The organism is Salinifilum aidingensis, assembly GCF_054782015.1.
Window position 1 is genome coordinate 43,014 of record NZ_BAAGTH010000002.1, and the last position, 12,990, is coordinate 56,003.

Genomic DNA, 12,990 nt, shown 5'->3' on the forward strand with positions numbered 1-12,990 from the left:
GCCGCAGCCCCGGAGCCGTGCTCGTCCGCGGAGCACTGCGCCGAGCGCCGGAGCGACTGCCGCGCAGCCGCAACCGCTTCACGGCCCGCGGGAACTCAGCTCGGTTGCAGGCCCCACTCCTCGGCCAGCAGCTCGGCCGAACGCAGCCGCTTGTCCAACGTGGGCGGCTGGTGGGCGACGATGAGCTCGTCCGCGTCGGCGTGCTTGGTGAACCAGTCGAGGTACTCCGCGACATCGCCGGCCGTCCCGACCGCGGAGTACTTGACCATCTGGGTCACCGGCCTGCCCTGCGGGGAGTCCAGGATCTGGTCGGCTTCCGCGTCGGTCAACCTGCGGCCTCCGCCCGCCAGCATCTTCAACCGGGCGCGCTTGACGATCTGGAAGTCCGCGCGCGCCTGTTCCAGGGTGTCGGAGGCGAGCACGTTGACACCGGCGATCACGTGCGGTTCGGCCAGCTGCTGCGAGGGCTGGAACTCGGACCGGTAGGCAGCGACGGCCTCCTCGAGCGCGTCCGGCGAGAAGTGCGAGGCGACCGAGTACGGCAGCCCCAGCGAAGCGGCCAGCTTGGCGCCGAACAGCGAGGAGCCGAGCACGTAGAGGGGGATGTTGGTGTTCTTGCCCGGCGTCGCGTTCACCCCGGAGACCAGGGTCTGCTCGCCGAGGTAGCCCTGCAGCTCCTGCACGTCGCGCGGGAAGCCCTCCGCCGAGCTCGCATCGCGGCGCAGCGCCCGGAGGGTGTTCTGGTCGGTGCCCGGCGCGCGCCCCAGTCCCAGGTCGATCCGGTTCGGGTGCAGGGTTTCCAGCGTTCCGAACTGCTCGGCGATGGTCAGCGGCGCGTGGTTGGGCAGCATGACGCCGCCGGAACCGAGGCGGATCGTGCCGGTGTGCGCCGCGACGTGCGCGATGAGCACGCTCGTCGCCGACGAAGCGATCGACGGCATGTTGTGGTGCTCGGCGTACCACACCCGCCGGTAGCCGAGCTCCTCGGCTCGCTGGGCCAGCGCAACGCTGTTGCGCAAGCCTTCACCGACGGTCTCCCCCTTGCCGACCGTCGCCAGGTCGAGGATGGACAGCGGGACGGACATAGACGCAGGCCTTTCGTCGGGATCGTCGAACCACTCCGTTGCAGAGTCCCCCTCGCGAAACCCGCGCAGCAGCCGCACTATTTCTCGACGAGGAGGGAGTGACGCTCCTCACCGGCTCGCTCGCCCTGCTGCCCGGTTCGCTGCGCTCCCCCGGGGCCGGAGCAGGAGCGGCACGAGCCGGAACGATCCGGCCGTCCGCGCGTCCGCGGCCGCGCCGGGCCGCAGTTCCACCGCGGGCGGCAGTTCCACTGTGGAAGGAGCCCGGGAGGCACCACCGCCGGCCACCGGGCGACCGCCGCACCGCGGCACCGGCGAACCGGCGCCGCGGTGCGCTGCCCGTCAGGCCGCGAGCGCCGCGCGCCGCCGGTGGCGCGTGAGCACCACCGCGGCGCCGGCGAGCGGCACGAGCACCGCGGCCACGCCCGTGACCCACGTCGTCGCCACCGCCAGCGAGGTGCCGAGCGTGATCAGACCGATGGCCACGGCGGGGACCCCGGAACCGAGGTAGAAGGCGAGGTAGAGCGCACCGGTGATCGCGCCGCGCTGCTCCTGCGGGGACACCTCGTCGACGACGGCCGCCGCGCCGCCGAAGGCCAGTCCGTGCCCGGCGCCGGCGACGACCGCGGCGCACAGCGTCAGCGCCGTCGACTCCGCCGCTGTCAGGGCCAGGACGAGGAGACCGGCCAGCAGGGCGGCGAGCCCGAGGAGCTGCGCGCGCCGCACGCCGAGCCGGGGCACGAGCGGCTGGGTGAGCACCGAGCAGATCAGCACCGCGCCGAGGACTCCGCCGGTGACGGCCAGGTTGGTCTGGTCGGAGCGGCCGAGCAGCGTCGGGATGACCGACAGGAACAGCCCGGCCACCGCCCAGGCCAGGAACCCGGTCAGCGCGGCGGTCGTGAACAGCAGGCGCATGCCGGCCGGGACGTGCGGGCGGGTCGGTTTCCACCGCCGCTTCCGCCGCACCGCGGGCAGCGCCGAGACGCGCAGCCAGGCCGTCCACAGCAGCGCCAGGTGCAGCAGGAACGGCAGCAGGTGCGGCGCGGGGGCGTACTCGGCCAGCACCCCGGCGGCGATCGGGCCGGCGGCCGTGCCGGCCACGAACGCGGTGCTCGTCAGCACACCTGCGCTGCTCCCCCGGCTGCTGCTCCGGTCACCCGCACCGGTGCTGATCAGCGCGCTCGCCGCCCCGGTGACCGCTCCCAGCGCGAGCCCCTGCGCGGCGCGCGCGGCGAGCAGCCACGCGGATCCGGAGGCGAACGCGAAGCCCGCCGAGCCGGCAGCGGCGAGCAGGAGGCTGATCCGCAGCACCGAGCGCGGCCCCACCGCGTCCGAAGCGGAGCCGAACAGCAGCAGCGCCGGCGCGCTGACCAGGGCGAACGTGGCGTAGATGAGCGTCATCACGAGATCGCTGCTGCCGAAGGCCTCCTGGTAGCCCGGGTACAGCGGGCTCGGCAGGTAGGCCCCGGCGGTGAGCACGACGAGCACGTACAGCCCGGTGCGCACCTCCTCGCATCCGGTGGCGCGCGCTTTCGGGAGGGTTCCGCGGTCATCAGCAAGCCCCAGCTTCGTCATCACGCGTCCAGCTTGCCGCGGAACACCGCTGAAGAGAATCAGACGTTTCGCCGGTGGACCGTGCAAAATGGTTGCATGGTTGATGCGAAGCTCAAGGTGCTGCAGATGCTCGCCCGCCACGGCACGGTCACCGCCGCCGCGGCGGCGCTGCACTACACGCCCTCGGCGGTCTCGTACCAGCTGCGCCAGCTGGCCGAGGAGCTCGGCGTCGAGCTGCTGGTCCAGTCCGGACGGGGCGTCCAGCTGACCGCTGCCGCCCGCACCGTGCTGCGGCACGCGGAAGCGCTGCAGGCCCAGGCCGAACGCGCCTACGCCGAGCTCGCCTCGGCCACCGAGGAACCCGCCGGGTCGTTCACCCTCTGCGGGTTCTCCACCGCGGCCACGCACCTGCTGCCGCCCGCGGCCGCGCATCTGCGGGAGCGCTTCCCCCAGGTGCACCTGCGCGTGATCGAGGCCGAACCGGCGCACTGCTTCGACCTGCTGCTGTCCGGCGACGCCGACCTCGCCCTGGTGATCAACACCGCCGGCACGCCGTCGACGAGCGACGAGCGCTTCGACCAGCAACCGCTGCTCGACGACCCCCTGGACCTGGTCGTGCCCGGCGGGCACCGGCTGGCGGAGCTGTCCCGCGCCACGCTCGCCGACGCCGCGGACGAGCCGTGGATCGTCGGGAACATCGGCAGCACGTACCACCAGCTGGTGCTGACCGCGTGCATGTCCGCGGGGTTCACGCCGAACATCGCCCACTACGCCGACGAGTGGGACACCGGAACGGCCCTGGTGGCGCACGGTTTCGGCATCATCCTCGTCCCGCGTCTCGCACGGCTGCACGACCGGCCCGTGGTGCGGATCCCGCTGCACGGCGAACCCGCCCCGGCGCGCCGCATCATCGCCGCGACGCGGCGCGGCCGCAGCGAGCACCCGCTGGTCACGTCCGCGGTGTCCACGATCAGCGAGACCGCGCCGAAGCTGCTGCCCTCGCCGCAGTGGACGGAGGGCGGCGCTCGTCCGGTCGAGGACGGGCAGCATCCTGCTGCGCACGGGTGAAGCGGGGGCGCCCGGCACCGCTTCTGCGCGCTCGGGCCGAGCGTCCTGGCCGTGGTCGGCTCCTGAGCGTGGTCATCCCGCGGCGCCGCCGGGTGCGGTCCCCGGTCCCGGTCACCCCGCCAGCGCCTTCTCGACGACCTCCCGCATGTGCGGTGCCACGACGGTGCGGGTGATCAGCACGTCGACGACGAGGGTGCCGCGCGCACCGGAGCGCACCCAGTCCTCGACGGCGTCGAGGTCGCGCAACGTCGCGGCGGTCACGCCGCTCGCGCCGAAACCGCGGGCGAGCGCCGCGAAGTCGGTCCGGTCGATGTTCATGACCCGCTCGTCGAGCCCGCGCGAGCCGTACTGGTGGATCTCGGCGCCGTAGCAGGCGTCGTTGACGACGAGCACGACCGCGCTGCGCGCCGCGCGCACGAGCGAGTGCAGGTCGGGCAGTCCCATGAGGCCGCCGCCGTCGCCGGTGACCACGACCGTCGTCGCCTCCGGCCGGGCGCGGACGGCACCGGGGGCCGACGGGAACCCCAGCCCGATCGACTGGTAGTGGGTGCCGACCATGGCCAGCTCGTCCGGTGCGGCCACGTCCAGGTAGGTGCTGGGCCACTCGAGGAAGTGCCCGCCATCGGTGACGACCTGGCGCTCGCGCGGCAGGACCTCGTCGAGCCGCGCCATGGCGCTGCGGGGGTCGAGCCGCCCGTCCTGGGCGCACTCCTCGCCCCGGTCGCGGCTGCGGTGCAGCTGCGAGCTGCGGGCGTGCTGCGCCAGGCCGTCCCAGCGCTCCTCCGGGGGCGCCCCCGCGCCGAGTTCCTCCAGCAGCGCGGTGGTGACCTCCTCGGCGTCGCCGGCCAGGTGCCGGTGCGCCTGCGGGCACGCCGGTTCGAGGTCGACCTGGACGACCGTCGCCCCGCGGGCGAACTGGGTGCCGAACGCGGTGGTGAACTGGTTCAGCCCAGCTCCGACGGCGAGGACCACGTCGGCCTGGTGGATGAGCTTGGAGCTCTCCTCCGAGGCGAACCCGCCGCACACGCCCAGGTCCCACTCCCGTCCGGCGAAGGTTCCCCGAGCGGGTGCGGTGCTGGCGGTCAGCGCGCCGAGGCGGTCGGCGAGTTCGCCGAGCCGCCCCGCGGCGCGGCGCGCTCCCCGGCCGGCCAGGACGAGCGGGCGCCGCGCGGCGGCGAGCGCGGAGCCCACCTCGGCCACGGCGGCGCGGTCCACCTCCGGGGTCGGCGCGGGCAGCGGCATCCCGGCCCGCGGTTCCTCCTCGGCGGCTTCGCTCGTGGCGATGTCGTACGGGACCAGGAGCACCACCGGGACCCTCCGGGCGGCGGCGATCTCGAAGGCGCGGCGCGCGGCAGCGCGCGGGCCGGTCGCATCCACCGCCACCGCGGGCGCACCGACGGCCGCGGCCAGTCCCCGCTGGTCGACGTCGGCGGCGCGGGGCCCCGTGGTGGGGGCGTCGCCGACCACGTACACCAGGGGCGTGCGGGCCATGCGGGCTTCGGCGAGCGCGGTCAGCGCGTTGGTGAAGCCCGGGCCGTAGGTGGTGGTGGCCACGGCGGTGCGGCGGCTGATGCGGTGGTGGGCGTCGGCGGAGGCGACCGTCGCGGCCTCGTGGCGCACCGCGGTGATCGTGGTGCGGCCGTGCCGCGCCAGCGCGTCGGTGACGTGGGCGTTCCCGTTGCCCATCAGGGCGAAGACCTCGGTGGCGTGCTCGGCGACGACCTCGGCGACCGCCGCGGAAACGGTGGTCATCAGCCCTCCTCCCGTGTGCTGAGGCGGATCTCGCCCCGGGGTGCCCGGAGCCGATTTCATCCTCGCGCCGCGCACGCGCAGTTGTCCCCGAACACGGGGCGGAACTAGGTTGGACACATGTCGAAACCGGGGGTCGGGGAGAACCTGAGCCGCGTGCAGTCCTTGGTCGACGAGCTGTCCCAGCAGCTGGGGCGCTCCGTGGTCGTGGACAACGCGGCGCTGGAGTTCCTCTGCGCGAGCGCTCAGATCGGCGCGATCGACCACAAGCGCGTGGCCGCGATCATCGACCGGGCACCACCGCCCGACCCGGTGCCGTGGATCCTCAGCCACGGCATCGAGACCGCCCGCCAGCCGGTGCGCCTGCCGGACAACGAGGAGCACGGGATGCTCGCGCGGGTGTGCTTCCCGATCCGCCAGGAGGGCGCCCTCGCCGGCTACCTCTGGCTGTTCGACGAGCCGCCGGTCACCGCCGAGGAGGGGGAGGCGACGTCCCGCACCGTGCGGCAGCTGGCGCCGCTCATCGGCACCGAGGACGCCGCGCTGCGCGACCGCGCCGACGAGGTGCGGCGCCTCGCCGGCGCGGCGCTGGTCCGGGCCACGTCCGAGTCCGCGGTGGAGGAGGCGCGGGCGCGCGCGCTCCTGCCCGAGGACGGCGAGCTCGTCGTGCACGTCGCGGAACTGCACCCGCAGCCCGCGGCGACGTGCTTCACCACGGACCCCCAGCTCGAACTCGCGCGCTCCCCGATCGGCCGGCCGCACCTCGCCCGCTGCGACGCGCACCGGCTCACCGCGATCGCCCGGCACACCTGCCCGCGCGAGGCCGAGGCGCTGGAGAACCACCTCCGGCAGCGCCTCCGGAACGCGGGCTACCGCGTCCAGGTCATCGGCCGGGCCGCGGCCGCCGCACCGCTCGCGGTGGAGAGCACCGCGGCCCGCGCCGGGTTCGCGGCCGCCGTCGCCGAACTGCTCGGCCGGGAGCGCGCGCTCGACTGGTCCGAGCTCGGATCGTGGCGCCTGCTGCACGGCTGGCCGCTGGAACCGGCCACCGTCCGCGAGCTCAGCGAGGACGCCGCCCGGTTGCTGGACCGGGGCACGCGGGAGCAGCAGCGGACCGCGCTGGCCTACCTCGACCACGGGCGCAGCGCCGTGCCGACGTGCCGGGCGCTGGCGGTCCACCGGTCCACGCTGTACTACCGGCTCGAGCGCATCCGCGATCTCCTCGGGGGCGGGGTGCTGGAGGACGGCTGGCGCGCCGCGTCCCTGCACGTGGCGCTCAAGCTGCACGACGCGCTGCACGTCCGCGGGCGCGAGTAGCGGGCGCCGCTCGGGCGCCCGCTCCGCGGACCGGTGCCGGAAGCGCCTTCCGCGGTGGCTCCCGGCACCGGGCGCGTTCAGCCGATGCGGTCGAAGGTGTCCGGGTTGGGGCCGACGCGGCCGCTCTCACCCCGGTCCAGCGCGTCGATCTCGGACATCTCCTCGGCGGAGAGCTCGAAGTCGAACAGGGCGGTGTTGGAGGCCATGCGCTCGCGGTGCACCGACTTCGGGAAGATCACGTCACCGCGCTGGACGTGCCAGCGCAGCACGACCTGCGAGGGCTCCTTGCCGCGCGCGGTGGCGATCCGACCGATGACCTCGTCGTCGAGCAGCGTGCCCTGCCCCAGCGGACTCCACGCCTCCACCGCGGCGCCGTGGCGGGCCGTGGCGGCGCGGGCCGCCTCGTTGCGGAAGTGGGGGTGGACCTCGATCTGGTTGACCACGGGCGCGATCCCGGTCTCGCCGACGATCCGGTCCAGGTGCTCGGGCTGGAAGTTGGACACCCCGGCGCTGCGCAGGCGCCCGTCCCCGACCAGGTCCGCCATCGCCCGCCACGTCGAGACGTAGTCGCCGTCGTAGCGCGTGGGCAGCGGCCAGTGCACCAGGAACAGGTCGAGGTGGTCGACTCCGAGCGCGTCGAGCGTCTCGTCGAACGAGCTGCGCACATCGGCCGGGTCGTGCTTGTCGTTGTTGAGCTTGCTGGTGATGTAGAGCTCGTCGCGGGGGATGCCGGATTTCGCGATCGCTTCTCCGACTCCCCGCTCGTTGCCGTACATCTGAGCGGTGTCGATGTGGCGGTAGCCCAGTTCGAGCGCGTGGCCGACGGCTTCCGCCGTCTCCTCCGGCGGCACCTTGTACGTGCCGAATCCCAACTGCGGAATGGTCGTGCTGTCGCGTAGCGCAATCCTCGGAATCACGGGCCCCACGGTATCGCCGCCCGCAGCGGTGCGGCTCCACCGGAGCACCGCCGCGGGCCTCGACCGGTGGTGCGCGGACCTGCGGTGGCCGGTCCGGCCACCGCAGGTCCGCGCCGACGCTGCGCGCGGCAACTCACCGCCGGCTGCGCTCGGGGCCCAGCGACCGCAGCGCTTGCTCGACGCAGTCGGCCCAGGCCCGCTCGCCCAGCTCGGTCACCCCGGTCTCCCCGACGAAACCGCTGGAGATCACGACGTCCGGGCGCAGCGCCGCGAGCTCGGCCAGGCTCCGCTCCAGCGCCTCGCGGTCGCTCATGCCGGGGATGTGGCCCGCGAACCACCCTCCCTCGGCGTCGCGCACGATCGTGTCACCGGTGAGCAGGTAGGTCTCCCCCGCGGGCGAGTGCACGAGGAAGCAGGTGCTGCCCGGGGTGTGCCCCGGAGTGGGGATCACGTCGATCCCGTCCCGGGTGCGCGGCCCGTCGAACGCGTCGTCGACCGGGCAGGTCTCCCGCACGGCGGCCGCCTCGGCCGCGCTGGCGTGCAGGGACGCGCCGAACCGGTCCCTGATCGTGCGCAGCGAGGGCGCGATCTCGTCCTGGTGGCTCAGGTACTGGTGGTTCACCCCGCCGAGCTCGGCCACGCGGTCGAGCTCGGTGCCCAGGGTCGTGTTGTAGAACAGCACGTTCCCGCCCGGGGCGAGCCACAGGTAGGCGTGCGTGCTCAGTCCGGGAGCCGGGTACTCGGCCTCCGTCTCCCACAGGTCGTTCCGGATCTGCCGCATCGTCGTCTCCTCCTCTCCGCTGTTCGGGGGTCACCGCTGCGTCTGCCCGCTGCCGTAGGGGCGGGTGAGGATCTCCATGCTGTGCCCGTCGGGGTCCCTGAAGTACGCCCCGCGCCCGCCGTCGCCGTGGTTGATCCGCCCGGGCTGCTCGTACGCGGGGTCGGCGTAGAAGGTCACGCCCGCCCGCTGGACGCGGTCGAGGACGACGTCGAACTCGGCCTCGGAGACGAGGAAGGCGTAGTGCTGCGGGCTGATCCGCTCCTGGCCGGCGTCGAGGTAGTCCAACGTGACCCGGTTGTGCGTTTCCACGGGCAGGAAGGGGCCGTAGGGCTCACCGACCTGCAGCCCGAGCAGGTCGGCGAGGAAAGCGGCCGAAGCCGCCTTGTCGCTGGCGGTGATGATGGTGTGGTTGAGCTCGACGGTCATGGTTGCTCCTTCGCGCGGTGTGCTGGTCATCTCGCGTTGTCGGGACGTGCCCCGCTCACGCGGCACCGGAAGTGCGGAGGGCGCGACGCGCCTCCGCGCCGAGCTCGGTGAGGATCTCCGCCAACTGCGCCCGCTGCCCCGGGTCCCGGAGCTCCTCGCCGGGACCGAACGCCTCGTCGACACGGGCGAGGCACAGGTGCCGCTCGACCACCTGCGCGCCGCAGGAGGCCACCGCCTTGCGCAATGCGGCCTGCGCCCACGCGGCGCCGTAGTCGGAGGGGCTCGCGCCGACCACGGCGATCGGCTTGCCGAGCAGCACGCCCTCCCCCTCGGGTCGGGATGCCCAGTCGACCGCGTTCTTCAACTGCCCGGGAACGGTGGTGTTGTACTCCGGGGTCGCGATCAGCAACGCGTCCGCGGAGTCGACCGCGGCGCGCATGCGGCGCACCGCCTCCGCGGGGTGCTCCTCGTCGTCCTCGTTGAACGGCGGGACCTCCCCGAGCCCCCGCCACCGCGACAACCGCACGCCCGGCTCCGCCAGTGCGGCCGCGGCCCGCAGCACGGCCGTGCTGTAGGAGCCGGACCGCAGGCTCCCGGAGATCCCCAGGACCCGGACCGCGCCGTCACCGGCCGTCTCAGTGCTCATCGCTGCCTCCCTCGCCGTGCTGTCGACTGCGCCCCTGAGCGTGCGCGCCGGCACTTGCGGAGCACTGCTCGTCGACTGACGTCGGCGGTCGGTGCGGCCGGTCCACGCCGTAACCTGGGCCCATGCGGTTCGGTGTGCTGGGACCACTGGCGGTGTGGACCGAGGAGGGCGCGGCCGTGACCGTGCCCGGCCGCAAGGTCCGCGCCCTGCTCGCCTGCCTGCTGGTGCGCCCCGGCCGCGGTGTCCCCGCCGAGCGGCTGGTCGACGACCTGTGGGGAGCCGCGGCACCCCGGGACCCGGCCGCGGCCCTGCAGGCCAAGGTCTCGCAGCTGCGCAGGGCGCTGGGCAGCGCCGAGGCCGGGGCGCGCGGGCTGGTGGTCTCCACCGACGCCGGCTACCGCCTGGACGCCGCGCCGGAAGCCGTGGACGCCGGGCGGTTCACCGCGCTGCTCACCTCCGCGCGCGCCCTGCCCGACCCCGCGCAGCGGGCCGCGGCGCTGGGCGAGGCGCTGGCCCTGTGGCGCGGCCCCGCCTTCGCCGAGTTCACCGAGGACGCCTTCGCCCGCGCCGCGATCGAGGAGCTGACCGAGCAGTGGCTGGCCGCGGTGGAGGACCGCGTCGACGCGCGCCTGGCGCTCGGTGAGCACCACGCGCTCGTGCCCGAACTGGGCCGGTTGCTCGACGAACACCCGCTGCGGGAGCGGCTGCACGCCGCGCACATGCGGGCGCTGTACCGGTGCGGCCGCCAGGCCGAAGCGCTGGAGACCTACAGCCGGCTGCGCACCCGGCTCGCCGAGGAGCTGGGACTGGACCCCGGCCCGGAGCTCACCGAGCTGCAGCAGGCCGTCCTCGCCCACGACCCGGGCCTGCAGGGCGAGCAGCGCAGCGGAGCGGACAGCGGAACGGCGGTGCGCACCAACCTGCCGGCACCGCTCGGCCCGCTGGTCGGCCGGGAGTCGGCCGCCGCCGAGCTGTCGCGCGAGCTGGACTCCGCGCGCCTGGTGACCCTGACGGGGCCGGGCGGCGTGGGCAAGACGCGCCTCGCACTGGAGGTGGCGGCACGGCGCGCGGCGGAACGACCGGACGCGCTGCCCGACGGCGTCTGGGTCGTCGACCTCGCCGCGTTCGACCCGACGGCGCACACCGACGCGGTCGGCGCGCTGGCCGATCTGGTCGGTTCCACCCTCGGGGTGCGCGATGACGTGGCCGCGGCCGCTCCCCCGCCGGGTGAGCCCTGCCCCGCCGCAGAGCGGCTGGCGCAGGCGCTCGCGCCGCGGCACGTGCTGCTCGTGCTCGACAACTGCGAGCACGCCGTCGAACCGGTCGCGCGGATCACCGCGGCGCTGCTGGCCGCGGCGCCGCGGTTGCAGGTCCTGGCCACCAGCCGCGAACCCGTGGGCCTCGCCGGTGAGCGGCTGCAGCCGGTGCCGCCGCTGGTGCTTCCGGAGCCCGAGGCGGACGAGGCCGAGGTGGACGCCGCGGGACGCTCCGCGGCCGTCGAGCTGTTCGTGGCGCGCGCGGCCGCGGCGGTGCCCGGTTTCCGGCTCACCCCGGACAACGCGCGCGCGATCACCTCGATCTGCCGGCAGCTCGACGGGCTGCCCCTGGCCGTGGAACTCGCCGTCACCCGCGTGCGCGCGCTCGGCGTTCACGACCTCGCCGTCCGGTTGTGCGACCGCTTCCAGCTGCTCACCGCCGGTCACCGCGATGCTCCCGCGCGGCAGCGGACGCTGCGGGCGATGATCGACTGGAGCTGGGAACTGCTCGACGAGGGCGAACGCGCGGTGCTGCGACGGCTCTCCGCGCACGGCGGCGACTGCGAGCTCGATTCCGCCGAGGCGGTCTGCGCCGGCGAGGACGTTCCTTCCGACCAGGTGGCGGGGGTGCTCGCCCGCCTGGTCGACCGGTCGCTCGTGGCCGTGTCGGACACCGCAGGGGGACGCCGCTACCGCCTGCTCGAAACCATCGCCGCCTACGCCCGCGAGCGCCTGGACGAAGCCGGCGAAACCGAGCGGGTGCAGCTGCGGCACGCGCGCTACTACGCCGATCTCACCGAGCGGGCCGACCACTCGCTGCGCGGTCCCGAACAGCGGCACTGGTTGCAGCGCCTCGACACCGAAGCGGCCAACCTCCGCACGGCGCTGGCCACCACGGTCCACCACTGCGAGCCGGTGCTGGCGCTGCGCCTGGCCACCGCCGCGGCGTGGTACTGGTTCCTGCGCGGGACCTACCGGCAGGCGCACCGGTCGCTCGACCTGGCGGTGAGCATGCCCGGCGAGGCCCCCGCCACCGCCCGGGCCGATGCCACGGCCTGGCGGGCGGTGTTCGGCGCGCTCATCGGAACCGATCCGGCGCCGCTGCGGGAGAGCCGCTCCGCCCTCGCGCTGCACAACGGTCTCGACGAGCCCGCCGCGCTGGCCCGCGCGCAGTGGCTGCTCGGGTTCGTCGGCGGGTTGCGCGAGCAGGAGGCCGCCGAGGAGCTCGTCGACCAAGCGTTGCGGGGGTTCCGGGAGCTCGACGACCGGTGGGGCGTCGCCGCCGCGCTGTACACCCAGGCCGACCAGGCGGTGCTGCACGGCGATCTCGACGAAGCCCGCCGGCTCGGGCAGCAGGCCGCTGCGATGTTCGCCGAGCTCGACGACCGCTGGGGGCAGGCGCAAACGGCGAAGGTGCTCGGCATGCTCGCCGAGATCGCCGGCGAGTACGACCGCTCCGCCCGGTTGCACCAGGAGGCGCTGCGCAAGGCCGAGGAGCTGGGCCTGTGGCCGACCGCGTCCGAGCAGCTCTCCCGCCTCGGCCGGCTCGCCCTGCTGGCGGGTGATCACCGCGCTGCCGACGCCTACCACCACCGGGCCCTGCGACTGGCCCGCGAGCACTCGCACGAGGGAGGCGCCAACTTCGCCCGCGGCGGGCTCGGCCTCTCCGCCCGGCGCCAGGGCCTGCTCGACGACGCGGAGGACTACCTCCGCCCGGCGCTGTCCTGGGAGCGGCACATCGGCTACCAGGTCGGCCAGGCCTGGGTGCTCGCCCAGCTCGGGTTCACCGCCGAGCAGCGCGGCGAGGTCGACACCGCGCGCGGTCTGCACCTCGACGGGCTCGCGGCGGCGCGCGCCACCGGCGACCCGCGCGCGGTGGCGCTGGCGCTGGAAGGCCTGGCCGGCGTTCGAACGCTGGCCGGTGACCACGAGCACGCGGCGGCCCTGCTCGCCGCCGCGGCCGCTCGCCGCGACGCCGTGCACGCGCCGCTCCCGCCCGCCGAGCGCGGCGACGTCGACCGCATCGCGCAGTCCGTGCGGGAGCACCTCGACGAAGCGGCGCAGGAGGCCGCCCGGCACCGCGGCGAGACCGCCGAGCTCGGCGCGCTGCTCGGGCCGCTCACCGGCGAGGCGGAGCGCTCGGGCACGGCGTAGCCGACGGGCCCGTCGGTCCCCGCCGGATCGCCGCCACGGC

General features: G+C 74.8%; 10 protein-coding genes. 3 read left to right on the top strand and 7 right to left on the bottom strand.

Going from position 1 to position 12,990, the window contains the following annotated elements; all coding sequences use genetic code 11:
- Nucleotides 1-95: 95 nt before the first annotated feature.
- A complete protein-coding gene (locus ACYVJE_RS03315; RefSeq protein ID WP_459159811.1) occupies nucleotides 96-1,085 on the bottom strand; it encodes an LLM class flavin-dependent oxidoreductase in 990 nt (329 codons plus the stop codon).
- 339 nt (nucleotides 1,086-1,424) lie between these two features.
- Nucleotides 1,425-2,657, bottom strand: a complete 1,233-nt coding sequence (locus ACYVJE_RS03320) for an MFS transporter (protein WP_461143522.1) — start codon at nucleotides 2,655-2,657, stop codon at nucleotides 1,425-1,427.
- A gap of 75 nt (nucleotides 2,658-2,732) precedes the next feature.
- On the opposite strand from ACYVJE_RS03320, the gene ACYVJE_RS03325 reads away from it, so the two are divergent.
- The gene (locus tag ACYVJE_RS03325; protein WP_461143205.1) at nucleotides 2,733-3,704 is read left to right on the top strand and encodes a LysR family transcriptional regulator; all 972 of its coding nucleotides are present in this window, start codon (nucleotides 2,733-2,735) and stop codon (nucleotides 3,702-3,704) included.
- Nucleotides 3,705-3,815: 111 nt separating this feature from the next.
- Here ACYVJE_RS03325 and ACYVJE_RS03330 read toward each other — a convergent pair whose 3' ends face one another.
- Nucleotides 3,816-5,456 (bottom strand): thiamine pyrophosphate-binding protein, encoded by a 1,641-nt coding sequence (locus ACYVJE_RS03330; protein WP_461143206.1) that lies wholly within the window; start codon nucleotides 5,454-5,456, stop codon nucleotides 3,816-3,818.
- A gap of 117 nt (nucleotides 5,457-5,573) precedes the next feature.
- Between ACYVJE_RS03330 and ACYVJE_RS03335 the strand changes: the two genes are divergently transcribed.
- Nucleotides 5,574-6,770, top strand: coding sequence for a PucR family transcriptional regulator (locus ACYVJE_RS03335; RefSeq protein ID WP_461143207.1), 1,197 nt, complete (start codon nucleotides 5,574-5,576; stop codon nucleotides 6,768-6,770).
- Nucleotides 6,771-6,847: 77 nt separating this feature from the next.
- On the opposite strand, the gene ACYVJE_RS03340 is transcribed toward ACYVJE_RS03335, so the two are convergent.
- The 4 genes from ACYVJE_RS03340 to ACYVJE_RS03355 all read right to left on the bottom strand — a co-directional run bounded on the left by ACYVJE_RS03340 (nucleotide 6,848) and on the right by ACYVJE_RS03355 (nucleotide 9,540).
- The gene (locus ACYVJE_RS03340) at nucleotides 6,848-7,687 is read right to left on the bottom strand and encodes an aldo/keto reductase (protein WP_461143208.1); all 840 of its coding nucleotides are present in this window, start codon (nucleotides 7,685-7,687) and stop codon (nucleotides 6,848-6,850) included.
- Nucleotides 7,688-7,820: 133 nt separating this feature from the next.
- Nucleotides 7,821-8,468 carry an MBL fold metallo-hydrolase gene (locus ACYVJE_RS03345; protein WP_461143209.1) on the bottom strand — a complete coding sequence of 216 codons (648 nt, stop codon included), beginning with the start codon at nucleotides 8,466-8,468 and terminating at the stop codon, nucleotides 7,821-7,823.
- Between the two features lie 30 nt (nucleotides 8,469-8,498).
- Nucleotides 8,499-8,894, bottom strand: a complete 396-nt coding sequence (locus tag ACYVJE_RS03350) for a VOC family protein (protein WP_461143210.1) — start codon at nucleotides 8,892-8,894, stop codon at nucleotides 8,499-8,501.
- A 55-nt stretch (nucleotides 8,895-8,949) separates the two neighbouring features.
- Entirely contained in the window at nucleotides 8,950-9,540 is a 591-nt protein-coding gene (locus ACYVJE_RS03355) for an NADPH-dependent FMN reductase (protein ID WP_461143211.1), read from the bottom strand.
- Nucleotides 9,541-9,662: 122 nt separating this feature from the next.
- Between ACYVJE_RS03355 and ACYVJE_RS03360 the strand changes: the two genes are divergently transcribed.
- Entirely contained in the window at nucleotides 9,663-12,950 is a 3,288-nt protein-coding gene (locus ACYVJE_RS03360) for a BTAD domain-containing putative transcriptional regulator (protein WP_461143212.1), read from the top strand.
- Nucleotides 12,951-12,990 lie beyond the last annotated feature (40 nt).